This is a genomic window from Mesorhizobium sp. 113-1-2 (assembly GCF_016756475.1).
GTDB classification, from domain to species: domain Bacteria; phylum Pseudomonadota; class Alphaproteobacteria; order Rhizobiales; family Rhizobiaceae; genus Mesorhizobium; species Mesorhizobium loti_C.
On sequence record NZ_AP023242.1, the window covers coordinates 1,678,698 to 1,701,705 of the forward strand.

General features: G+C 64.6%; 22 protein-coding genes. 15 read left to right on the forward strand and 7 right to left on the reverse strand.

Annotation, left to right across the window (positions count from 1 at the left end; genetic code table 11):
* The first annotated feature begins 23 nt into the window (after window positions 1-23).
* The 4 genes from JN279_RS08080 to JN279_RS08095 all read left to right on the forward strand — a co-directional run bounded on the left by JN279_RS08080 (window position 24) and on the right by JN279_RS08095 (window position 5,164).
* Window positions 24-1,010 (forward strand): ABC transporter substrate-binding protein, encoded by a 987-nt coding sequence (locus JN279_RS08080; protein ID WP_202352461.1) that lies wholly within the window; start codon window positions 24-26, stop codon window positions 1,008-1,010.
* Window positions 1,011-1,073: 63 nt separating this feature from the next.
* On the forward strand, window positions 1,074-2,777 hold the full coding sequence (locus JN279_RS08085; RefSeq protein ID WP_202352462.1) for an ABC transporter permease: 1,704 nt from the start codon (window positions 1,074-1,076) through the stop codon (window positions 2,775-2,777).
* On the forward strand, window positions 2,765-3,847 hold the full coding sequence (locus tag JN279_RS08090) for an ABC transporter ATP-binding protein (RefSeq protein WP_202352463.1): 1,083 nt from the start codon (window positions 2,765-2,767) through the stop codon (window positions 3,845-3,847). Before JN279_RS08085 ends, JN279_RS08090 begins: the two co-directional genes overlap by 13 nt.
* 147 nt (window positions 3,848-3,994) lie before the next feature.
* Window positions 3,995-5,164 carry a DUF930 domain-containing protein gene (locus tag JN279_RS08095; protein ID WP_202353665.1) on the forward strand — a complete coding sequence of 390 codons (1,170 nt, stop codon included), beginning with the start codon at window positions 3,995-3,997 and terminating at the stop codon, window positions 5,162-5,164.
* Here JN279_RS08095 and JN279_RS08100 read toward each other — a convergent pair.
* Window positions 5,161-5,349, reverse strand: a complete 189-nt coding sequence (locus JN279_RS08100; protein WP_172348301.1) for a hypothetical protein — start codon at window positions 5,347-5,349, stop codon at window positions 5,161-5,163. The two genes, JN279_RS08095 and JN279_RS08100, sit on opposite strands and share 4 nt — an antisense overlap.
* Window positions 5,350-5,408: 59 nt before the next feature.
* On the opposite strand from JN279_RS08100, the gene JN279_RS08105 reads away from it, so the two are divergent.
* Window positions 5,409-6,476, forward strand: a complete 1,068-nt coding sequence (locus tag JN279_RS08105; protein WP_202352464.1) for a DUF930 domain-containing protein — start codon at window positions 5,409-5,411, stop codon at window positions 6,474-6,476.
* 11 nt (window positions 6,477-6,487) lie between these two features.
* Here JN279_RS08105 and JN279_RS08110 read toward each other — a convergent pair whose 3' ends face one another.
* Window positions 6,488-7,162, reverse strand: a complete 675-nt coding sequence (locus tag JN279_RS08110; RefSeq protein ID WP_202352465.1) for an HAD family hydrolase — start codon at window positions 7,160-7,162, stop codon at window positions 6,488-6,490.
* Window positions 7,163-7,266: 104 nt separating this feature from the next.
* Complete coding sequence (locus tag JN279_RS08115) at window positions 7,267-7,908, reverse strand: hypothetical protein (RefSeq protein WP_202352466.1); 642 nt, start codon at window positions 7,906-7,908, stop codon at window positions 7,267-7,269.
* A gap of 190 nt (window positions 7,909-8,098) precedes the next feature.
* On the opposite strand from JN279_RS08115, the gene JN279_RS08120 reads away from it, so the two are divergent.
* The 5 genes from JN279_RS08120 to ptsP all read left to right on the forward strand — a co-directional run bounded on the left by JN279_RS08120 (window position 8,099) and on the right by ptsP (window position 12,921).
* Entirely contained in the window at window positions 8,099-8,536 is a 438-nt protein-coding gene (locus tag JN279_RS08120; protein ID WP_096450844.1) for a transcriptional regulator GutM, read from the forward strand.
* 51 nt (window positions 8,537-8,587) lie between these two features.
* The gene (gene srlA / locus JN279_RS08125; RefSeq protein WP_095201367.1) at window positions 8,588-9,349 is read left to right on the forward strand and encodes a PTS glucitol/sorbitol transporter subunit IIC; all 762 of its coding nucleotides are present in this window, start codon (window positions 8,588-8,590) and stop codon (window positions 9,347-9,349) included.
* Window positions 9,350-9,364: 15 nt separating this feature from the next.
* Window positions 9,365-10,369, forward strand: coding sequence for a PTS glucitol/sorbitol transporter subunit IIB (srlE, locus tag JN279_RS08130; protein WP_095201368.1), 1,005 nt, complete (start codon window positions 9,365-9,367; stop codon window positions 10,367-10,369).
* A gap of 129 nt (window positions 10,370-10,498) precedes the next feature.
* A complete protein-coding gene (locus tag JN279_RS08135; RefSeq protein WP_183463622.1) occupies window positions 10,499-10,879 on the forward strand; it encodes a PTS glucitol/sorbitol transporter subunit IIA in 381 nt (126 codons plus the stop codon).
* 56 nt (window positions 10,880-10,935) lie between these two features.
* Window positions 10,936-12,921: a phosphoenolpyruvate--protein phosphotransferase gene (gene ptsP / locus JN279_RS08140; RefSeq protein ID WP_202352467.1), complete on the forward strand. Its 1,986-nt coding sequence runs from the start codon at window positions 10,936-10,938 to the stop codon at window positions 12,919-12,921.
* A 21-nt stretch (window positions 12,922-12,942) separates the two neighbouring features.
* Here ptsP and JN279_RS08145 read toward each other — a convergent pair whose 3' ends face one another.
* Window positions 12,943-13,743, reverse strand: a complete 801-nt coding sequence (locus tag JN279_RS08145; protein ID WP_202352468.1) for a hypothetical protein — start codon at window positions 13,741-13,743, stop codon at window positions 12,943-12,945.
* Window positions 13,744-14,011: 268 nt separating this feature from the next.
* Between JN279_RS08145 and JN279_RS08150 the strand changes: the two genes are divergently transcribed.
* A complete protein-coding gene (locus JN279_RS08150; protein WP_202352469.1) occupies window positions 14,012-14,917 on the forward strand; it encodes a sugar-binding transcriptional regulator in 906 nt (301 codons plus the stop codon).
* Here the strand turns inward: JN279_RS08150 and JN279_RS08155 are convergent.
* From JN279_RS08155 to JN279_RS08165, 3 genes are read right to left on the reverse strand one after another with little or no spacing between them, the layout of a single operon-like run.
* The gene (locus JN279_RS08155; RefSeq protein ID WP_202352470.1) at window positions 14,904-15,755 is read right to left on the reverse strand and encodes a TIGR01459 family HAD-type hydrolase; all 852 of its coding nucleotides are present in this window, start codon (window positions 15,753-15,755) and stop codon (window positions 14,904-14,906) included. The two genes, JN279_RS08150 and JN279_RS08155, sit on opposite strands and share 14 nt — an antisense overlap.
* Window positions 15,752-17,026 carry an FGGY-family carbohydrate kinase gene (locus JN279_RS08160; RefSeq protein WP_202352471.1) on the reverse strand — a complete coding sequence of 425 codons (1,275 nt, stop codon included), beginning with the start codon at window positions 17,024-17,026 and terminating at the stop codon, window positions 15,752-15,754. The genes JN279_RS08155 and JN279_RS08160 overlap by 4 nt, the downstream gene beginning before the upstream one ends.
* Before the next feature lie 15 nt (window positions 17,027-17,041).
* Entirely contained in the window at window positions 17,042-18,088 is a 1,047-nt protein-coding gene (locus tag JN279_RS08165; protein ID WP_202352472.1) for a class II aldolase/adducin family protein, read from the reverse strand.
* Window positions 18,089-18,271: 183 nt separating this feature from the next.
* Here JN279_RS08165 and JN279_RS08170 point away from each other — a divergent pair, with 183 nt between their 5' ends.
* Genes JN279_RS08170 through JN279_RS08185 form a run of 4 tightly spaced genes read left to right on the forward strand, consistent with a single transcriptional unit; the run spans window position 18,272 to window position 22,963 of the window.
* The gene (locus tag JN279_RS08170; RefSeq protein ID WP_096450828.1) at window positions 18,272-19,054 is read left to right on the forward strand and encodes a DeoR/GlpR family DNA-binding transcription regulator; all 783 of its coding nucleotides are present in this window, start codon (window positions 18,272-18,274) and stop codon (window positions 19,052-19,054) included.
* Window positions 19,051-20,430 carry a carbohydrate kinase gene (locus tag JN279_RS08175; protein WP_202352473.1) on the forward strand — a complete coding sequence of 460 codons (1,380 nt, stop codon included), beginning with the start codon at window positions 19,051-19,053 and terminating at the stop codon, window positions 20,428-20,430. Before JN279_RS08170 ends, JN279_RS08175 begins: the two co-directional genes overlap by 4 nt.
* Window positions 20,427-21,971, forward strand: coding sequence for a sugar ABC transporter ATP-binding protein (locus JN279_RS08180; RefSeq protein ID WP_096450824.1), 1,545 nt, complete (start codon window positions 20,427-20,429; stop codon window positions 21,969-21,971). Before JN279_RS08175 ends, JN279_RS08180 begins: the two co-directional genes overlap by 4 nt.
* Window positions 21,968-22,963 carry an ABC transporter permease subunit gene (locus JN279_RS08185; RefSeq protein WP_096450822.1) on the forward strand — a complete coding sequence of 332 codons (996 nt, stop codon included), beginning with the start codon at window positions 21,968-21,970 and terminating at the stop codon, window positions 22,961-22,963. Before JN279_RS08180 ends, JN279_RS08185 begins: the two co-directional genes overlap by 4 nt.
* Window positions 22,964-23,008: the final 45 nt, after the last annotated feature.

Consider the following 23,008-nt stretch of genomic DNA (forward strand, 5'->3'; position numbering starts at 1 on the left):
GCACGGACAAGACAGGAGGTCTCATGAAGACGCTACTCATCAAGCTGCTGGCCAGCCAGCTGGCGCTCGCGGCAACTTTGTTTGCCGGCGTGGCAAACGCCGAAACTCTGACGCTCTACACATCGCAGCCGGAAGCTGATGCGGCCAAGACCGTGGACGCCTTCAAGAAGGCGCAGCCCGGCATCGACGTGACCATCTATCGCTCCGGAACCAGCGACATCCTGACCAAGATGGCGGCCGAGTTCGCTGCGGGCAGCCCGCAGCCCGACGTGCTCTTGATCGCCGATGCGGTCTCGATGGAACTGTTGAAGAAGGACGACCGGCTGCTGCCCTATCCCGAAGCCAAGCTCGAGGGCATCGAGGCGGATGCCTATGACGCCGGCAAGACCTATTTCGGCAGCAAGCTGATCACCACCGGCATCGTCTACAACACCGCGGCCACGCAAAAGCCTGAGCATTGGGCCGATCTGGCCAAGCCCGCCTATGCCGATGGCCTGGTCATGCCGAGCCCGCTCTATTCGGGTGCCGCCGCCTATCTGCTTTCCGGTTTTGCCGGCGATACCAACTATGGCTGGGATTTCTTCCAGAGGCTGAAGACCAACAACACCGTCAGCGTGCGCGGCAACGGCGCGGTGCTGAAGTCGGTGGCATCGGGCGAGAAGCCCTATGGCATCCTCGTCGACTTCATGGCGATGAACGCCAAGAAGAAAGGCTCGCCTGTCGAGTTCGTGTTCCCGAGCGAGGGCGTGCCTGCCGTGACTGAACCCGTCGCCATCATGAAGACCGCTAGAAATGTCGACGGCGCCAAGAAGTTCGTCGATTTCATTCTGTCCGATGAAGGCCAGAAGCTGGCGCTGTCCATGGGCTATCTGCCGGCGCGCGCCTCGATCGGCCGCCCCGACTGGCTGCCGGAAGGCGTCAAGGTCAAGGTGATGCCGTTCGACACCAAGGCGATCGTCGCCAAGACCGACGCCGACAAGGCGAAGTTCCAGGAACTGTTCGGCGGTTGAGCCGGCAATTGCGGCGGGATGCCGATCGGCATCCCGCCCGCACCGATCCCAGGACGCGCAATCATGCCGACACGCATCAGGGAAAGCCGGAGCCAGGAAATGGCCCTGACGGCGGCGGTAGCCGTCGTCATTGTGCTGCTTTCGCTGCTCCCCATGCTGCGCCTCATCAAGGAGATCGTGGCACCCGGCGGCACGCTGTCGACCATGGCCGTGGAGGCGGGGCTGAGAAGCCCGGCGACGTGGATCGCGACATGGCATACGCTGGTCGTCGGCATTGGCGGCACCTTGCTTGCCGTGCTGTCGGGAACGCTGGTGGCGGTGCTGGTCTCGCTGACCGACATACGCGGCCGCAGCGCTTTGGTGCTGTGCTACGTCATGCCGCTGATGATCGCGCCGCAGGTTACGGCGCTGGCCTGGCTGCAATTGTTCGGTCCGGCAAGCCCTTTCCTCAAGCTGTTTGGCGCGGCACCGCCGCTCGGCACGAAGAACCCGCTCTATTCGACCTCGGGCATCATCCTGCTGCTCGGCGTGCAATATGGCCCGCTGGTCTTCCTGCTGGTGCGGGCCGGCCTTCGCAAGCTGCCGCGCGAACTGGTCGAGGCCGCGCGCGCCGGCGGTGCCGGCTGGTTCACCGTGCTGGTCACCATCGTTCTGCCCTTGATGACGCCCTCGATCATGGCGGCGGCCGCACTGGCTTTCGTCTCCTGCGTCGGCAATTTCGGCATTCCGGCCTTTCTCGGCATCCCCGCCAACTATCTGGTGCTGCCGACGCTCATCTATCAGAAGCTGGCCGGCGGCGGTCCGGCGGTGCTCGGCGAGACCGCGTTCCTGTCGGTGCTGATCGGCGTCATCGCCATGGCCGGCATCCTTGCCCAGGAAGTGATGAGTCGCCGCCGCGACTACCGCATCTCTTCGACATCGCTGCCGGCTGAACCCTACGAGCTCGGCCGCTGGCGACCCGTTGTCCAGGCCGCCATGTGGCTGCTGATCGTGCTGGTGCTGTTCTTGCCGCTGTTCGGGCTGGTGCTGACCTCGCTTGTACCCGGCTATGGCATCGCGCTCACCGCCAAGACAGCGACGCTCGACAATTACCGCTTCGTGCTGTTCGAGCATGATGCCGCCAACCGCGCCTTCTTCAACAGTTTCTGGCTTTCGATCGCGGCCGCCTTTTTCGCGGTCGTCGTCGCCGTGCCAGTTGGCTATCTCATCGCCTGGGGCAAGCAGCGCTGGGTGCGGCTGCTCAACCTGTCGATCGAACTGCCCTATGCCTTGCCGGGCGTGGTGCTGGCGATCGCCTCGCTGCTCTTGTTCCTGCGGCCGATCCCGTTGACCGGCATCCAGCTCTACAACACGGTCTGGATCATCCTCTACGCCTACCTCGCCCGCTTCCTGGTGCTGGCGCTGCGGCCGACCATCAACGGTTATCACCAGATCGACCGGACGCTGGAGGAAGCAGCCCAAGTGGCGGGCGCCGGTCTGTTCACGCGCATGCGCACCATCATCTTTCCACTGGTTGCGCCGGCGGCGATGGCCGGTGGCCTGCTGATCTTCATGACGGCGCTCAGCGAACTCACCGTCTCGGCGCTGCTGTGGTCTTCGGGCTCGGAAACCATTGGCGTGGTCATGTTTTCCTTCGAGCAGGGCGGCGATTCCAACTACGCGGCGGCGATGTCGGTCATCACAGTTACGGTCACCTTCGCGCTGATGCTGGTGACCAACCTGCTTGCCTCGCATCTTCCGAGCGGAGTTCTGCCATGGCGCGACTGATCCTGGACCATGTGACCAAGAGCTTCGCCGACTTCGATGCGGTCAAAGATGTCTCGATCGACGTCGCTGACGGCGAGTTCCTGGCCGTGCTTGGGCCGTCCGGCTGCGGCAAGACGACGTTGCTGCGGCTCGTCGCTGGCTTCGAGAAAGTGAGCTCGGGTGAAGTCCGCATCGGCAACGATGTCGTTTCGAACAGCGGCGGCAGCGTCGCGCCGGAAAGGCGGCGCGTCGGCATCGTCTTCCAGAACTATGCGCTGTGGCCGCATATGACGGTGGCCGAGAATATCGGCTATTCGCTGAGGGTGGCCAAGCTCGACAAGGCGGTCGCGCGCCGGAAGGTCGAGGATGCGCTTGCCTTGGTCAATCTGCAGGGGCTGGGCGAGCGCAGGCCGGCCAATCTTTCCGGCGGCCAGCGGCAACGCGTCGCGCTGGCGCGTTGCCTTGTCGCCGCGCCGTCGCTTGTGCTGTTCGACGAGCCGCTCGCCAATCTCGACGTGCATCTCAGGGCCTCGATGGAGGACGAGTTCGCCGCCTTCCACAAGCGCACCGGCACGACCATCGTCTACATCACCCATGATCAGGCCGAGGCGATGGCGCTGGCCGACTGCATCGCGGTGATGGATCACGGGCGCCTGGCGCAGCTGGCGACGCCGCGCGAACTCTATCATGAGCCGGCAAATGAGATGGTGGCGTCCTTCATCTCGCAAGGCATGCTGCTGCCAGCCGATGTCTTGACGGGAGAAGAAGGCGGCCATTGCAAGGTCTGGGTTCTGGGAACCGAACTGGTGGTCCGCTGCCGGTCCGGCGAGCGGCCGCGTGAGGGTGCAAAGATCTGCTGCCGGTCGGCCGATCTCGATGTGTCGCCCGATGGCGCGGGCCTCGACGGTTTGGTCAAGCGGGTGATCTATCAGGGAGGTGCCGCGCGCATCGAATTCGCGCCTGCCGCCGGTCCCGATCTTACCTTGCACTTCGAACAACCAGACCCGGTCACGTTGGAGAGCGGGGCCTACGCACGGCTGCGGATAAAGTCCGGCTGGCTTATCCCGGCCGCAGGGACAGCCTTGCGATGATGCTGGACCTGCTTGGCGGCTTTGAGTTGCGCGTAGGGGACACGGCCTGCGCGTGGTGGTCGTGATCACCAAGGTGTCAGCGGCTAAACCGCGCCAATCCCGTGCCTATGCTTGAAGCTGCCGCTATTTCGTTCCAAATCCGTCGGGATGAAGGACGAGGCACAACAACGGCGTCGGAATCTGCTGTGGGGCATCCCCGCATCGCTGATCCTGCATGCCATGATCGCGGCGTTCTTGTTCTTTGGCGTGCCGAGGTCCGAGCAGCAACCGGTTCAGCAGGAACAGCCCGTCAATGTCGCGATCGTGCCGCCGCCCGAGAAGCCTAAGCCGAAACCTGCTCCAAAGCCACCGGAGCCTAAGCCTGAAAAGAAGGCTGAAAAGCCACCTGAACAAAAGCCGCCTCCGGAACCGCCGAAACCGCCAGACGAACGGGTTCTGAAGCGCGTTTTTCAGTACGGCCAGAAAGATACTGGGCCGGAGAAATCGCTCGACGGAAGCAGCGCTAAACCCAGCACGCCGTCGCCGGCCAAGGATGAGGCGGCGAAGCCGCCTATAACACCGACGCCTGCGCCGGCCCAGCCCGCCCCGGCTGCAACGCCTCAGCAGAAGGCAGAGCCCAGCAAACCTGACGAGAAGCCTGCCACCGTTCCGCCCGACGAAAAACCCGCGCAAAGCGAGGAAAAGCAAGCGACCGAGGATGCCGATAAGCAACAGTCGGAAAAGCAGGAGCCAGCATCGCAAACCGCCGAAAAACCAGAGGTCGTGACGCCAAAGCCATTGGCGGCTGAGACCGGTGACAAGCCGGCGCCTCCAGCCTCAACTGGAAAGGCAAAGCCCAAACCTGCCAAGACAATGGCGTTCAAACCGGCAAGAGCCTTCAAGGCGCCGGTTGGGAATGCTGGAAGGTCAAACCCCACCAACAACGACGTTGCCGGATCACCGATCTATTCCGGCCTTCCGGGCGTCAGAAAGCTCTACTCGCCGGGAGCAACCGGCGATGCGTTCGCCACGAGCTCAATGGATAAAGTGCCGCGTGGGGTGCGCGCGGCCACCCTTTGCGGCAACGTTCTGAGCCGAGAATTGCAGAATGCCGACTATACCATCAAGTGGGTTCCAAACAGCCCGTTGGACGCAGGCAATGTCCTCAATCCTCCGAAAGCCGCCTTCAGCACCAGAAGCGCCTGGTACAATCTGGACTTCCGGTGCGAAGTCGACGCCGATGCGACGAGGGTCCTGTCCTTCAACTTCCATGTGGGCTCATTGGTCCCGCGTGGCGAATGGGCCAGTCGCGGATTTACAAAGTATCCGCTGAATTAGGCTGGCACGCCGAGCCGGGACAATTGCCGGCTAATACCATGCCAGTTGGAGCAGACGAAATCAGTACCAGCCGCCGTCAGGCGCGCGCCATGACATAGGCTGCCGCCGATCGCCGTCATGCCGGCGGCAGCCGCGCCTTTGGTCGGGCTGTCCTGGGTGTGCTGAGCCAAATTGTCATCAGCCAAATGCGCAAATCCAATGCCAATGCTTGAACCCGCCGCTATTTCATTCCACATCGGCTGGGATGAAGGACGAGGCACGAGAACGGCGTCGAAATCTGCTGTGGGGCATCCCCGCATCGCTGATCCTGCACGTGCTTGTCGCGGCAATCCTGATATATGGCCTGCCAATTCCTCCGCAAAAGCCGCAGGAGGAGCAGCCAGTCAATGTGGCGCTCGTGCCTCCGCCCGATCAGCCGAAACCGAAACCTACTCCCGTATCGCCCCCTAAGTCACCGGAACCGAAGTTTGAAAAACCACCGGAGCCTAAGGTAGAACAACCGCCCGAGCAGAGAGTTGAAAAGCCACCTCCGCCCGAAAAGCAGGCACAGAAGCCCCCGCCGGTAGAGGTCCTGAAGCCCGTTTTTCAGTTCGGCGACAAGGATAACGGCCCGAGGAAATCCTTGGATGGGGCCAGCGCTCAGGACAGTTCGCTGGCGCCGGCCAAGGATGACGCTTCGAAGCCGCCGGTCGAGCCGCCGGCAGAAAACCAGCCTGTCAAGCCGGCAGACTCCGAGCAGCAGGCAGCTTCAAGTGCGGAGATTGATAAACAACAGGCAGCTAAACAGGAGGCAGACAAGCAGGCGGCGCTCGACGCCGCCAAGCAACAGGGCGCGGCACCAGCGCCTTTGGCTGCCGACGGCGAGATCGAGCTTCCCACATCAGCCGAAGCGCCGAGGCCCAAACCCGCGAATGCGCCGAAGCCCAGCCCCTCAAAGGCCTCGAAGTCCGCATCGCGGAACGGTTCGGGCCTTCCAAGTGTTCGCAGGCTCTATTCGCAGGGCGCAACCAGCGATGCGCTGGCCACCACCTCGATGGGCGGCGTGCCTCGCAATGAGCGTGCTTCCCTACTTTGCGCCAGCGAGTTGCAACAGCAACTGGTGGAAGGTTCCTATTTTCCTATTCAGTGGCCGAAAGTTCCGCTGAAGGGGGGCAATATAATTTACGCTCCGGATGTCGCCTTCAGTACGACAACCACATGGTACCATCTGAGCTTCCGGTGCGAGGTCGACACCGATGCGACGAGGGTCTTGTCGTTCGACTTCCGTGTCGGCGCTGAGCTTCCACGCAGCGAATGGCCGCGGCCTCTCTAGTCCCTGGCAGCCTAGGCCGGCACTCCGAACTTGGACAATTGCCGGCTAACGTCATGCCAGTCGGCGCAGACGAAATCGGCACCGGCCGCCGTCAGCCGCGCGGCGTGCTCGACATAGGTGTGGCCGCCGCCGGTGTAGCCGATCGCCGTCATGCCGGCGGCGACCGCGCCCTGGATGCCGAAGGGCGAATCCTCGATGACGATGCAGTCGGCCGGGGCGCCGCCCATTTTGGCGGCGGCGAACAGGAAGATATCGGGCGCCGGCTTGCCGTTCTTGACCATCGAGGAACTGTAGATCGCCTCGCCGAAGAAATGCGCCAGCCCGGTGACGGCAAGGCTGTGGTTGATGCGCTCGACGGAGGATGACGAGGCAACGCAGCGGTCGCCCTCGAGCGTTTCCAAAAACGCGGCGATCCCCGGCGTTGGCTTCAATTCCTCGGTGAACAGCGCCTTGGTCTCGGCCCAGATGTCGCCGTCCGCCGCCGCCGGAAACTGGTGGCCGGTCAATTCCTTGATCCGCACGATGATGTCGGACTGCTTCATGCCGACGCATTGGGCGATGATGCCGCCATGGACGCCGGGCATGCCGTGTTTTTCATAGACGCGTTCATAGGCCCTGGCGGCCAGCGGCTCGCTGTCGACGAGAACGCCGTCGCAGTCGAAAATGATAGGCCTTGGTCGCGCCACGCGCTCGTCTCCTCACGTCAAACTTCGCACATCGCTATCGGCAAAAAGCCAAATGTTCAATAGTGCGGTGTCTTGAGCGCGTTTTGTGCATGAGACGTGAGCTGTCAAAGCTGGCGCAGCGCATCGCTTGCGCGCGTGGATCCGAGCGCCCGTTGCATGGCTTGCCGGGACTGTGCCCGATCCGGCGTGATCCAATTCGGTTCCGCACCGAGGAAGCGGTCGAGGAAAGCCACCGCGTAGGCCGGCATCTCGGTGACGTTCTCGCGATAGGACCACCAGGTGCGCAGATCGTCGGCGCATTTGTCGATGCTGGGCGCCTTGCCGAATTCTTGCTCATAGATCGCCGAAATCACCGAGACGCAGTAGTTGGTGTAGAGAAAACCTTCCGGCCAGAAGCGGATGATTTCCAGCGTGCCGGCATTCTGATCCGTTTCGATGAGCTCGGTGAGGCCCGAGATTTCCCGGGCCGGCGCCTGCTTGATCAGTTCGCGCAGCACGAGGCCTGCGGCAAAGACGATAAAGTCGGCGCGGTCTATCGCGGCGAAGCGCTTCTGCGCCTCCATGATCTCGACCCAGTCGAGAAAAGCCCTTGTCAGCTTCGCCTCGTCGATCTCGAATCGCACGCCGAACGTGTCGGAAACCACCTTGGCGCTGCCACGGAAAGTGGCGCGGAACCAGCGCAGCTGCCGCAAGCGGTGGCGCAGGTCGGGCATTAGGGCCAGTTCATCCCTGAAGGGCAGTTCCATTGCATGCATCCCGTTTGCTGACAGGCTAGCACAGCCATGCCGCCGCCGAAATCGGCAGACGACCTGTGGACGGCGTGGTAGAAGCCAATATCATACATATTGACATTCGCGGAAACAAATGTTCTCACTTTGCTGTTGTCTCGTGCCAGTCCAAGGTACGTCTCAACGGAGGCTTCGGGAGGAGAACCGAATGGCGATTTGGCAGTGGGGACTGCTTCTACTGGTTATTGTGTGGGCGCTGCAGTCGCTCGGCGTCTGGCTGCAGATGCGGCACTATTCGGATGTCTTCCGGGGCGTCACCGACCAGTACAAGGACGGCTTCGTCGGAGCCGGCAATTTTCGCGGCCGGCTGGCCAAGGGCACCATCGCGCTCGTCGTGGTGACACCTGACCTGATCGTGCGCCGCGTGATGGTGATGAGCGGCCGGTCCGTTTTCACGAAGTTCAAAAGACATCAAGAATTCGAGGGTGTTGCCCTCGATCGACTCCGGTCCAACCCTGCGATCATGGGGGAGGGGGAACCCGGTGTGGCCGAGGCCGTGAAGCGGGCGATCGAACAGATCGACAAAGCACGGTCGGAGCCGGGGAAGAAGCCGGGTCTGTCCGGTTTGAACGTAGCAAGGGCTTAGAGGACGCCGCGCACCGACTGGGATAACCGGCGGGCGGCATAAGGAGGAGAAATGTCTGTATTTTCGTTGTTGGCGCAGCATGCCGACATGGCCGTGCACAATCTGCATGTCGCGGGTGCCATGGTCTCGGATGCTGCATTGCATGGCAAGCTCGCCGTCGAGCATGCTTCCGACCATCTCGTTGTCCTGGCGCAAGCAGACAGCGGACCGATCACCGTCGATCAGTTCAAGGAAAAGCTGAAGGAAGTCCAGCAGGAAGAGCAACTCGGCTGGCTGACCGCCATCGGCAAGTACTTCATCGGCATCTTCCAGAAGGGCGGCGAAGTGTTCGCCGGCTTCGTCACCGGCATCATTCCGACGCTGGTGGTGCTGATGACCGCCTTCTACGCCGTCACCGAACTGGTCGGCGAGGAGCGCGTGCATGGGCTGGCGCGCGGCGCCGGCAGGATTGCCTTGACCCGCTATACGCTGCTGCCGCTGCTGGCGGTGTTCTTCCTCACCAATCCGATGGCCTATACGTTCGGATCGTTCCTGGAAGAAAAGCACAAGCCGGCTTTCTATGACGCGGCCGTGTCCTACGTGCACCCGCCGCTTGGCCTGTTCCCGCACATCAATCCCGGCGAATATTTCGTCTGGGGCGGCATTCTCGTGGCTCTGCTCGAGCTTGAGAAGAAGGGCGTTGTCGTCGCCGGTTACCACGTCAAGGTGGCGATCTGGTACGCCATTGTCGGCCTCGTCGTCATCCTGCTCAAGGGCATGCTGACCGAGCGCATCACCATGATCATGGCACGCCGCCAGGGCGTCGAGCTGTAAGGGCGGGAGGACATCATGGCCAAGACATTCAAAGCCGTTAAGATCTCCCGGGGCAACACCGGCTGGGGCGGCCCGCTCGTCATCGAGCCGACCAGCCAGCGTGACAAGGTCGTCTCCGTCACCGGCGGCGGCATTCATCCCGTGGCCCAGCTTATCGCGGATATGACCGGCGCCACGGCTGTCGACGGCTTCAAGGCGCCGCCGGTGGAAGGCGAGATGGCGGTTGTCGTCGTCGATTGCGGCGGCACTGCACGCTGCGGCGTCTATCCGCGCAAGCGCATCCCGACCGTCAATCTGACGCCGGTCGGCCAGGCTGGGCCGCTCGCCCAGTTCATCACCGAGGACATCTACGTTTCGGGCGTGAAGCCGGCCAACGTCACAATGGCGGACGGATCCGAGGCGGTCACCACTGCGGGGGGAGCAGCATCGATGAGTTCAAACAACAACAACGCAGCCGCGGCGCCACAGCCGCTGCCGAGCGAAGGCGGGCTTATCGGCCTGATCAGCTCGATCGGCCGCGTCATGGGCCGGGTGGTCGGCATCTTCTTCAATTCCGGCCGCCGCACCATCGACCAGGTGGTGCGCAACGTGCTGCCGTTCATGGCCTTCGTGACCATGCTCATCGGCCTGATCCTGTACACCGGCATCGGCGACGTGCTCGCCCAACCGATGGGACCACTGGCCAACAACATTGTCGGCCTGCTGATCATCTCGGCCATTTGCGGCCTGCCGTTCCTGTCTCCCATCCTCGGGCCAGGCGCCGTTATCGCGCAGGTTATCGGCGTGGCCATCATCGGCCCGCAGATCGCCAACGGCACGATTTCACCGGCGATGGCGCTGCCGGCGCTGTTTGCCTACAACACCCAGGTGGGCTGCGACTTCGTTCCCGTCGGCCTGGCGCTCGGTGAAGCCAAGCCGAAGACGATCGAAATCGGCGTTCCGGCGGTGCTCATCAGCCGCCAGATCATGGGCCCGGTCTCGGTGCTGATCGCCTGGGTCGTCAGCCTGATCGTGTTCTAAAAGCAATTCCAGGAAAACTGTCAGCGGTTTTCCGTCAGGAATTGCGTCAAAACAAAGAGATAGAGCGGTTCGCCGTTTCCGTGAAAACGGTGAGCCGCTCTAAGGAAAGTTGAAAATGAGGTTCGCCATATGACGGTTCTGTTGAGAACACGGGTCACTGCCATCGGGCCCGAAGTGGCGGATCTTGCCGAAGGGGGCGTGGTCATCCTGTTTGCGGATGGCTCGCCGCCGGAGCTTGCCGAGGTTTCGGTGCTCCACAAGACGGAGCTCGGACCCAGCGACGGCGCGCCGCAAAAGGGCGCGTCGATCACTCTTGGTCCGGTTTCCGCTGTTATAACCGCCGTCGGCTCCAGCGCGTGGAGCAAGGTGCTTGAGATGGGCCACGTCGTCATCTCGTTCAACGGCGCCACCGAAGCCGAGAGGCCAGGCGAAATCTGCGCATCGCAGGTCGACGCCCAGGCGCTCGTGGCCGCCCTGAAGACAGACGCGATCATCACCATCGCCGCCTGAAGCATTCGCGCCGCCGCCCGTCTGGTCACGGCGCTAGGAAAAGCAGAGTATTTGCCATGGAACGCTCGACCATCGTCAGAGTGCATGAAGGTTTGCACGCTCGTCCCGCCACGCGCTTCGTCAAGCTCGCCAAGGGTTTCGAATCCGATGTCGAACTGGTCAAGGACGGCAAGGCGGTCAGCGCCAAGAGTTCCGTCAAGCTGATGCTGCTGGCGGTCAAGGAAAACCAGGAAGTCACCGTGCGGGCCAATGGCGCCGACGCCATCGAGGCGATCGAAGCGCTGATCGGCTATCTGGAAAACCCCAAGGCGGGCCTCGACGATGAAGTCGAGCCGCACAGCCCGGCCAATGATGCCGGCCAGGAAACGGCACCCGCACCGGTGCTCCAATCCGTGCCGGCTGTGACAGGCGAAGCAAACGGCTTGCGCGGTGTCGCCGCCAGTGAAGGCTTTGCCATCGGGCCAGCTTTCGCGCATTTCCCGCCTGACATCGCCGGACAGGGCCGCCTGTTGCAGGCTGACGAAATCGCCGGCGAGATCGACAGGTTCCGTGCGGCCGTCGCCGCCGTCCACGCGCGCATGGACCGAGCCCTGGCGCAGGACAGCCTGTCGGCGGGAGACCGTGGCATCGTCGCGGCACTCAGGGATATCGCCGCCGACGACAGCCTGACCGGCGAGGCCGAAAAGGCGATCAAGGGCGGCAACGATGCGGTCTCGGCCGTCATCACCGCAGCCGCCACCATCGCCGCCGATTTCAGCGCCGTCGACGATCATTACCTCAATGCACGGGCGGACGATGTCCATGCGGTCGGACGGCAGATCTGCCTGGTGCTGCTCGGTCAGGACGATGTCAGTCTCGAAAGCATCCCGGAAGGCGCCATTCTGATCGCCGACGACATCGGCGCCTGGGACCTGGCGCGGGCGCCGCTGAAACGCATCGGCGGCGTCATTTGCGGCCATGGCGGCGCCACCTCGCATATCGCCATCATCGCCCGCTCGCACGGCATTCCGGCGGTGTTGGGCCTTGGCGACCAGGTCAATGCCTTGCGCACCGCGCGCGACGTGGCGCTCGACGGCAATACCGGTCATGTGATCCTCGACCCGGACGCGGCGACGCGCGCCGAATACGCCGGCCGCGTCGAGGCGGCGGCGAAGGAGCGCGCCGGCTTGACCGCCTTCAAGACGGTGACGCCGAAACGCGCGGACGGCAAGGTGATCGAGGTCGCGGCCAATATCGGCTCACTGGAGGAAATCGAGGCAGCGCAGGAGGCGGGCGCCATGGGCGTCGGCCTGTTCCGCACCGAGCTCCTGTTCATGCGCCACATGCATCTTCCCTCGGAGGACATGCAGGCCGAGACCTATGCGGCGCTGGCCAAAGCCTTCGCGCCCTATCCGGTCATCGTGCGCACGCTCGACATCGGCGGCGACAAGCCGATTGCCGGCATCGAGTTTCCCGACGAGGAGAACCCCTTCCTCGGCTGGCGCGGCATCCGCATGTGCCTCGACCGGCCCGATATCTTCAAGCGCCAGCTCAGGGCGTTGCTGAGGGCCGCCGTGCACGGCAACATCAAGGTCATGCTGCCGATGGTGTCCGATATTTCCGAAGTCACACGCACCCGTGCACTGGTCGATGAATGCGCCGCCGAACTCAAGGCCGAAGGCGTGGCCTATGCGACGTTCGATCTCGGCGTGATGATCGAAACCCCGGCCGCGGTGCTGATCGCTCCGGCGCTGGCCAAGGAGGTGGCTTTCTTCTCGATCGGCACCAATGACCTGACCCAGTACATCATGGCCGCCGACCGGCTCAACCCGACCGTGGCCAAGCTCAACGACGTCACCAATCCGGCGGTCATGTCGGCGATCGAGATGACCGCCAAAGCCGGCGTCGCTGCCGGCATCATGGTGGGCATGTGCGGCGAGGCGGCAGGACGCCCGGATCTGATCCCGGCCTTCATCGAGATGGGACTGACCGAGCTTTCGATGAGCCCGGCCTCGATCCAGCGCGCCAAGAAGACGATTACAGCCATGGCTGCGGGGGGCTAGATCCGCAACAGCCGCTGGAGCTTACGGCAAATGCGCAAGCAAGGTGGCAAAGACTGGCGTCAGTTCCTCGACCGGGCTTGCCTTGGCGCAGGCCTGTACCATGCGATCGTGACGGATATCGGCAGCCAGGATCGCGATCTCCAGCATGTCCGGCTCCGGCGCGCCGTCGCGACCGGTTGTCGCCAGGCCGCAGGCCAGAACAACCGGCGCCAGGCAGCTTGTGTCGAGCGCCCGGCCATCAACCACGGCCGTTTCCGGCGCGGTTTCAGCAAAGCGGATCGGACGCTGGTTGAGCAACTCGACCAGCAGCGCCGCGCAGGTGGCCGCGATTGCCTGCAGTCCGATACCCGGTGCGGTCAAGGCGGCCAGCAGATCGCCATGGCGCTTGCGCATCGTGGCATGCGTGGCGGCGAAATCGGCCTCATGAATGCGGGCATTGTCGATCTTCAACTCGGCCAGAACCGCCTTCGTCAGATAGTACATGTCGCGCCGGAACAGGCGCTCGGCGCTCAACTGCTGGTCTTCGTTTCCGGCCGGGAAATAGGTGCCGAGGCCTTTCACGGTCGTGCCGTCCACCTTGATCGGGCGCTCGTGCGGGACAAAGGATTCAGCGATCGACAGCGCTTCGTCGACGGCGCTGGCGGCATGGCTGAGCAGGCCTTCGATGCCCTTGCCCGGAAACGGCGGCAGATGGCTGGTCGCTTCGCGCAGGACGCTGGCGTCACCGGTGCCGTCATGACGGCTTTGCCGGATGATGTCGCGGACTTCCCGCAACCGGTCCTTCAAATTGACGCGGACGTCTTCGGAGATTTGTCGGAGCATCGCGGTCTGCCTCGAAAGTGCCTTGCAGGGCGGCCGGCGAGGGGCCAGCCACCGACTCTACATTGTTCCTATCGATTGGTAGATCAATAGGCGATACTAGGCCAGCACGCAGAATCGGCGACGGCGAGATCGTCCGTCGCCGCGGGGGAGGGATGACTTGGCCAGGCGACGACAAACCGAAGAAGGGCGGTCCGAAGGGGGAGCCGAAACGACCGAACAGGTCGCTAGTGAAAGCCGGACGGACCGCCTAAGGATCCGGGCCGCCTGGATGTATTTCGTCGAGCAGATGACGCAGAACGAGATCGCCGATGTGCTCGGCGTCGGCCGCGTCACCATCGTGCGCATGCTGGCCGAGGCGCGGGCGCGCAACGAGGTGAAGATCACCATCGAGAGCGAATTGTCGGAGATCGTGCGGCTGGAGCGCGCGCTGGAGCGGACGTTCGGCCTGCAGCAGGCGCTGGTCGCCCCGCTCACCGCGCCCAATGCCGATCCGATCCCCGCGATCAGCGCCAAGACGGGCAGTTTCCTGTCCGACACGATGAAGTCCGGCATGCGCGTCGGCGTTGGCTGGGGCCGGACGCTGTTCTCCAGCCTGCCCTTCATCAGCGCCAAATCGCTTACAGACTTCAAGGTCATTTCGCTGCTGGGCGGTGTCGGCGTCGTGAGGCGCTATAACCCGGCTGAGTTCGCCTGGCGCTTCGCCCAGATCTTCCAGGGCGACGGCTACCTGATCCCGACGCCGGCCGTCGTCGACAGCGTGGAGACCAAGGTCGCGCTGGTCGAGCGCTGCGGCCTGCAGGAGGTTTTTGAAATGGCCAACGTGCTCGATGCCGTTCTGCTGAGCGTCGGCGGCATCGCCTCGGCCACCACCTTCTCGCGCGGTGGCTTTCTCAGGGAAGCGGACCGCGAGGCCCTGCTCGAGCGTGGCGCCGTCGGCGACCTTCTGTTCCATTTCTTCGACCGCAACGGCGATCTGGTCGATCATCCCGTCAACAGCCACGTGATGTCGGTGGAAGTCGACCGCCTGCGCGCGGCGCCGATCCGCATCCTCACCTCCGGCGGCGAGGAGAAGACCGAGGCGCTGCTCGGCGCCATGCACCTGATCGCGCCGACGATCCTGATCACCGACGAGGAAAGCGCCAAGCGCATGCTCGAGGCGGTCAGCGCAAGCTGAAGGATCCGGTGATGTAATCGGGCCAGGACTGCTGCTCGTCGAAAACGGCGACGAGATCCGGTGTGTCCGCCAATATTCCGCCGAGCACCAGCGCCGTGGCGACGCCGGCACCGTTTCCGCCCGCTATGTCGTGCTCGACACTGTCGCCAACGCAGACGACGCTGGCGCGATCCGGCTCACCCGCCAGCCCCAGGGCCGCGTCGAAGATCGCCGGAAAAGGCTTGCCGATGCGGGTGACGCTGCCGCCAAGGCTTTCGTAGAGATCGGCGATCTCTCCGGCGCCAAAGCGAGGCCCGACCGCTGTCAGCATGATCCTGTCGGGGTTGGTGCAGAAGCACGGTACCTGCCGCGCCGCCGCCGGGGCAAGCAGTTCGCGATAATGGTCGAGGTCATGGCGGTCGCCTTCGCTGGCCGAGATCAGCACCAATTCGGCGTCCTCGCCGGCCTCGGTCAGCACGAAGGGCAGGCCTTCGATCGCCGTGTGGTCGTTGTCGCGGCTGATCAGCAGGCATTTTGTCCCCGGACGCAACTCTCCCGATGCCGCCATGTCATTGAAGGACCGCCACGCCACCTCGCCGGAGGAGACAAAATGGTCCCAGCTTCCGGCGGCGAAGCCGAGTTTCAGCAGGCGATCCTCGTTGGGCTTGGCGCGCTTGCCGGAATTCGAGATCAGCACCACCGTCTTGCCGGCGCGCTTCAGCGCCGACAATGCCTCTACCGCGCCGGGATAGGGAGCCTGGCCGTCATGCAGCACGCCGAACTGGTCGAGCAGGAAGATTTGGTAGCGCTCTGCCAGCGGTCCTATGCCGTCGAGGCGTTCGATTGTTTTCACCCTCATAGCAGTCCCGCCTTGCCTGCGCCCTTCAGCGCCAGCCGCGCCGTGCCGGCGGCCGCTTCGTCGGAAAGCGTGGGCAGGAATGCGACACCGAGCTTGCGCCGCCGGATTGCCGTCCAGGCCTTATTTGCAGCGCCGCCGCCGACGCTCCTGACCGAAGTAAGCGCTGGCGCGCCGAGTTCGGCCAGCCTGCGGTAGCCGAGCGCCTCGATCGCGGCCATGCCTTCGAACATCGCCTTGAGATAGTCGGCGTCGTCTGCCGGCCTAGGGGTGAGGCGCGGCGGCAGGGCGGGATCGGCGACGGGGAAGCGCTCACCGGCCATGCCGAGCGGATAGTAGTCGAGGCCGGTTTCTGTCGTGGGGTCGATCGCGGTACTCAGCTCGATGATCCGCGCCAGTGAAAAATGCTGCGCCAGCACCTTGCCGCCGGAATTCGACGCGCCGCCGGCCAGCCAGGTGTCGCCGAGGCGATGGCTGTAGATGCCGAAGCGCGGCGCCGAGATCGGGCGGTCGCAGAGGATCTTGATGGTGAGCGAGGACCCCAGCGCCGTGACGCCGTCGCCGGCCGTCGTGGCGCCGGTCGCCAGGAACGAGGCGCAGCCATCCGTGGTGCCGGCGACCACGGCCACATCGCGCGGCAGGCCGAACAGCTGCGCGGCCGCCGCGGTGAGCGTGCCGGTGACATCGCCCGGCTCGACGACATCAGGTAGCAGATCCATGCGCATGCCGGTGGCCGCGATCCAGTCCGGCCAGCGGCGGGCCTCGACGTCATAGCCAGTCTTCAGCGCGTTGTTCTCGTCGCTGACATCGAAGCGGCCTGAGAGATTTGCGGCGATCCAGTCGGCCTGGTGCAGCACGGCCGCGATGCCGGGCAGGTGCTGGAACCGCAACGCCTTGGCGAGGCCTGAGGTCGCGCCGTGCGCGGCGCTCGCCTCGGGCGCCTCGCGGGCGATGGCGGCCAGGATGTCGGCGTCGTCGACCTTGTCGTTGTACATCAGCGGTTCGGCCAGCGGCCGCCCGGCGGCGTCGACCGGCAGCAACGTGCCCGACGTGCCGTCGACGGCGATGGCGCGGACAGCAGTGCGATCGATGCCCGAAAGCAGTTCCGTCAGAGCCGCCTGGACCGCTTGCCACCATGCCGAAGGGGCGCGGGGATTTTGGCCGAATTTGTCGAGCCGAACGGCGGACTGGCCGGCAATGGAAAAATCAGCCCGCATGGCGACGGCGCGCGCGCCCGACGTGCCGATGTCGATGCCGATGACAAGAGGCATCATGTCTTCAGTCCTTTGCTAGCCGCCAGCAGCGGCATTCAGCTTCTGGCGATACTGTTCGGCGTCCCAATTGACCAGTTCGTCATTCTCGGCGGCGGTGAGGTAGTTCAGCCGCGCCGCGACATCGACGCGTGCCGTCACATCGGCGAGGCAACGTAGCATGGCATCGGCCCCGGCGCTGGCGTCGCCGCGCATCAGCACGCCGGTGCCGGGAAACAGGATTGCCGCTGGTGTGGCACCGAGACGCGTGGTGACACCGGCCGTATCCTCGCCCGGTCTTGCCACCACCGAGCCCTGACCGAGGAAGATGACATGGTCCGGATAGAGGCTGCCGGCCTCCGCCATGCGGCGGCTTTCCGGATCGAGCGCGACCGCATGGGCTTCGGCATCCGCCGGCAAGCGGTAGGCGCTGCCGCCGGCAAGCGCCGTCAGGGCGGTAATGTCGGGCGCTGCAGTCTCGCGCGCCGGCCGTGCCAACAGCGAGCGGACGCGGTGGAGCAGTCGCTCCGCCTCGGCAACGGTCTCGGCGGCGACGACCAGCCCGTGATTGCCGAGGATCAGCACATCGACACCGGGCCGCATTTTCCCGGTAATGCCGCGGGCAAGCGGCAGGCCCGGCCGGAAATAGGGCACATAGGCCCACTCGATGCCGCGAAGCCGCCTGGCGACCTCGGCCTCGCCATCGGCCTGCACGGCAAGCGCAATCGTGTCGACGCAGTGCAAATGGAGAACCACGCGTTGCGGCATCAAGGCGTGCACCGTGGTTTCGATCGACGGGCGCAGGCCGCGCGGATTGAGTTCGTCGATGGCAAAGGCCTGCGGCGTGTCGGCGGCCGGATCGCGTTCTTCGACCGCCTCGAGCAGCGGCGCCATCGCCACCGGCACCATGATGTCGTCGCTCAGCGCATCCTTCAGCCATGTGCCGGAGGCCTTGATCCACAGCGTGTCGCCGGCCTTGAGCGAGGTGTTGCCGCCCGCCGCCTGGGTCATATGCGGATTGAGCCCAATGCTGGCCGAAAGCGCCCGTAAGGCCGCCAGTTCCTGCGCGTCAGCTTGGGTTGCCATGGCGCCTTTCCTTCAAACGCTTGCACGAAATCCCGTCGCCCGGGCCGTTGTTGGCGCTGATATCGCAGATATGAGCGATCTACGTCAACAGTGATCTACTATCGTCAAAACTGGCTTGCAATCTGACTAATGTTGAGTAAGTTGCGCCAATTGCCATGGAAAAATGGCACTGGGAGGAAAAAGTTGAGCGACCTCGGCCGCCAGCGTCAGATCGTCGAACTGCTGCGGGATCGCCCGTTCGCCTCGGTGCGCGAGCTGCAGGAGCGGCTTGGCGTTTCGGCGGCGACGGTCAGGCGCGACATCGACCGGATCGATGAGGCCGGTGAGGCGCGCAAGGTCTATGGCGGGATTTCAGCGCTCGACGGCGCATCGCATGCGGGCGTCGCCTATGCCCGGCCCTATGACGAGAACCGTGACCTCGCCGTCGAGGCCAAGCGGCAGATCGCGGCCATCGCGGCGACCATGGTGCGCGACGGCGACGCGGTCATCGTCCATGGCGGCTCGACCTGCTTCCATCTCGGCGTCAGGCTCGCCGACCGAAACATCCGCCTCTACACCAACTCGATGCCGCTCGCGGCCTATCTCAGCGACCATGGCCATTGCAGCCTGACGGTTGCCGGCGGCGACCTGCATCGCGAACCCGGCATCATCCATTCGTCGGCCCAGGCGACGCCCTTCTACGCCTCGAAATTCTTTCTCGGCGCGCAAGGCCTCAACCAGGAAGGCGTGCTGGAATCGCATCCGCTTTTGGTGCGCTCCATCGTCGATCTCAGCCTCTGCGCCGACCAGATCGTGGTGCTGGCCGACAGCCGCAAACTGTCGATCCACGCGCGCAATGTCGCCCTGCCGCTGTCGCGCATCGGCACGCTGGTGACCGATGACGGTCTGTCCGATGCCGATGCGCGCATGCTGGAAGATGCCGGCGTCATGGTGCGGATTGCCTCGACATCGGGAGCCGTCCCGTGAAAGTGGCGGTTCTCGATTTCGGCAAGACCAATTCGAAGCTGTTCGTCTTCGGCCAGGATGGACGCATACTCGACGAGCGCCGGACACAGCCGAAATGGACGCGCCAGGACGGCTTCAGCGTGCTCGACGAGGCCGCACTGCATGACTGGGCACTCGGTGCCGTCACGGACGTGGTCGAAAGCCATGGCGTGGACGGGGTGATGGTGTCGGGCCATGGCTGCACCTTCGCCCTGGTCGATGACGCCGCGCTGACGCATCCGATCCTCGATTACGAGCAGGAGCCGCCGGCCGAAATCGCTGCCCAAATTGATCGCCGTATTCCGGATTTCGCCGAGACCTTCTCGCCGCGCCTGCCGCTCGGCTTCAACTATGGCCGTCACATGCTGTGGCTGCAGGAAGTCGATCCCGGCGCGTTCGCTGCGGCGAAATCGATCCTGGGCTATCCCCAGTACTGGAGCTGGCGCCTCGGTGGCCGAGCCGTTTCGGAAGTGTCCTATCTCGGCTGCCATTCGCATTTGTGGGCGCCGCGCAAACGGGACTTTTCCTCGTTGGTCGATGCCGAGGGGTGGCGCGGCCAGATGCCGGCCTTCGCGCGCGCCGGCACCGTGATCGGCGAGCGGCAACTTGGCGGCGCGGCGCGCCCGATCGCCATCCACAATGGCGTCCACGACTCCAATGCGGCGCTCCATGCCTATCGGCGCCAGGAGCTTGGCCGGCTGACCGTGGTGTCGACCGGCACCTGGGTCGTCGTGCTCAATCCCGACTGCCCGCTGGACGTGCTCGACCGTGACCGCGACATGCTGGTCAATGTCGATGTCGATGGCGGCCCGGTGCCGACCATCCGCTTCATGGGCGGGCGCGAATTCGCCGCCATCAGCGGCGGCTGGCAAGGCGCGATCCCGCACAGCTCGATCCAGCAGGCGATCGACGCCGGCATCATGGCGCTGCCGAGCTTCGCGCCGGGCGGGCCGATGCCGGACCGTGACGGCCGCCTGGTCGGGCGCACGCCCGATGCCGCAGAACGCGCTGCGGCGGCGCTGCTTTACGTGGCGCTGATGGTCGATCTCTGCCTAGACCTCATCCATTCGCAAGACACCGTCATCGTCGATGGCGGGCTGAACACTGGCGGCCTGCTTGCCGGGCTGTTGGCTGAACTGCGTCCCGGCCAAGCCTTCCTGCAAGGCGCCACGCTGGAGGGCAGCGCCACGGGGGCGGCGGCGCTTGCCTTCGAGAGCGTCGGGCGCGACTTCGCCGCCGAGGCGCCGGAGCCGGTGCATGCGACACGTTTCGGCGGCCTTGCCGGCTATCGCAACGTCTGGCGCGATCGCGTTGGCGGGCAGGGCGCGGCCATCAAGGCGGCGGGTGGAGCACGATGACAGCGGCCGCAAAGATCCAGGCAACCCGCCAGCCGGTGCTGGAGATGCGTCACATCTCCAAGACGTTCGGGGCGATCCGCGCGTTGCAGGATGTCTCACTCACCGTCCATGCCGGCGAGCTGCACGCGCTGATGGGCGAGAATGGCGCCGGCAAGTCGACGCTGATGAAGGTGCTGTCGGGCGCCTATCGGCCGGATGCCGGCGGCGAAATCCTGATCGATGGCGTGCCCGCCGCGACCGGCGATCCGATCAAGGCGCGTGCCGCCGGCATCGCGGTGATCTATCAGGAGCTGTCGCTGGCGCCCAATCTGACGGTGGCGCAGAACATCTTCCTCGGCAACGAACCGCGCCGCTTCGGTATTGTCGACCGCGATCAGTGCAATCGGCGGGCGAACGAAATCATTGCGCGGCTCGGCGTCTCCTTCTCGGCACGTGCGCTGGTCTCCAGCCTGTCGCTCGGCGAGCGCCAGCTGGTCGAGATTGCGCGCGCGCTGTCGACCAATGCGCGCATCATCGTCATGGACGAGCCGACGACGTCGCTGACGTCGCGCGAGACCGACAGCCTGTTCGAGGTGATCGCGACGCTGAAGGCGCAAGGCATCGCCATCATCTACATCAGCCATCGCATGGAAGAGGTCTACCAGCTCGCCGACCGGGTCAGCGTGCTGCGCGACAGCGGCTATGTCGGCACGCTGGAGCGCGCCGACCTCAACGCCTCGCGGTTGGTGTCGATGATGGTCGGCCGCGATCTCTCCGCCTTCTACAAGAAGGATCATCGCCCGCCGGACGCGAAGCGCGCCATCGCACTCTCGGTGCGCGGCATGTCCGACGGACGCCTGCTGAAGAACTGTTCGTTCGACCTGCACAAGGGAGAAGTGCTGGCTCTCGCGGGCCTTGTCGGCTCCGGCCGCACTGAGCTTGCGCGGCTGATCTTCGGCGCCGACAGGCGCAGCGCCGGAACGCTGGAACTCGAGGGCAAACCGATCTCCATCGGCTCGCCGCGCGAGGCGCTCGATGCCGGCATTGCCTACCTCACCGAGGACCGCAAGGAACTCGGCCTGTTCCTCGATATGTCTATTTCCGACAACATCAGTATGGGCGTGCTGGCCAGGGATGCGCGGGTTGGCGGATTTCGCGATTTCGGCGCCGCCGACAGGCGCGCGGCGAAGGCGATTGCGGACCTGTCGATCCGCACCCGTTCGGCGCAGGCCAATGCCGGCTCGCTGTCGGGCGGCAACCAGCAGAAGGTGCTGCTCGCCCGGCTGCTGGAGACCGAGCCGAAGGTCGTCATCCTCGACGAGCCGACCCGCGGCGTCGATGTCGGCGCCAAGTCGGAAATCTACCGGCTGATCGACAATCTCGCCAACAGCGGTATCGCCATCCTGATGATTTCCAGCGAATTGCCCGAGGTGATCGGCGTCGCCGACCGCGTGCTGGTGATGCGCGACGGTGCCATAGCGGGCGAGGTGACCGCATCCGGGGGCGAGCCGCTGCGTCAGGAAGCGATCATGGAACTTGCGACGGGAGCGGCCCAGGAATGACTGACAGAACGACCGGGACGATTGTGGATCAGGCTACCGTCAGAAGCCGGCGGCTGCGCACCGCCTTCGCGGCACTCGGCATGCTGCCGGTGCTGGTGCTGCTGGCGGCCGGCTTCCAGTTCATCAATCCCCGCTTTCTCACCGAGACAAACCTGCTGATCGTCACGCAGCAATCGTCGATCAACATCGTGCTCGCCGCCGGCATGACCTTCGTCATCCTGACCGGCGGTATCGACCTGTCGGTCGGCTCCATCCTCGCAGCCGCGGCGATGGTGGCGGTGCTGGTGTCGCTGGTGCCGGACTGGGGTCTGCTCGGCGTGCCTGCGGCCATCCTGGCCGGTCTCGGCTTCGGGCTCATCAACGGGCTGCTCGTCGCCTATATCAGGCTGCCGCCTTTCATCGTCACGCTGGGTTCGCTGACGGCCGTGCGCGGCATTGCCCGCCTGCTCGGGCAAGACACGACCGTGTTCAACTCGGACCTGCCGTTCGACTTCATCGGCAATGGTTCACTGTTCGGCATTCCCTGGCTGGTCGTCATCGCTCTGTCGGTCGTCGTTTTGTCCTGGCTGGTGCTCAAGCGCACCGTGCTCGGGACCTGGATCTATGCCGTCGGCGGCAATGCCGAGGCGGCGCGGCTGACCGGCATCAAGGTGCCGCTGGTGCTGCTCTTCGTCTACGGCGTGTCCGGCCTGCTCGCCGGGCTCGGCGGCGCCATGTCGGCGGCCCGGCTCTATGCCGCCAACGGCCTGCAGCTCGGCCAGTCCTACGAGCTCGACGCCATCGCCGCCGTCATTCTTGGCGGCACCAGCTTCGTCGGCGGCGTCGGCTCGATCTGGGGCACGCTGATCGGCGGCCTCATCATCGCGGTGCTGTCCAACGGGCTCATCTTGGCCGGTGTTTCGGACATCTGGCAGTACATCATCAAGGGATTGGTCATCATCGTGGCGGTCGCCCTCGACCGCTACCGGCTCCAGGCAGGGGCGAGAACGTGAGTGACCTGGTCGCCGGCATCAACGACCGGCTTGTGTAACGCACCG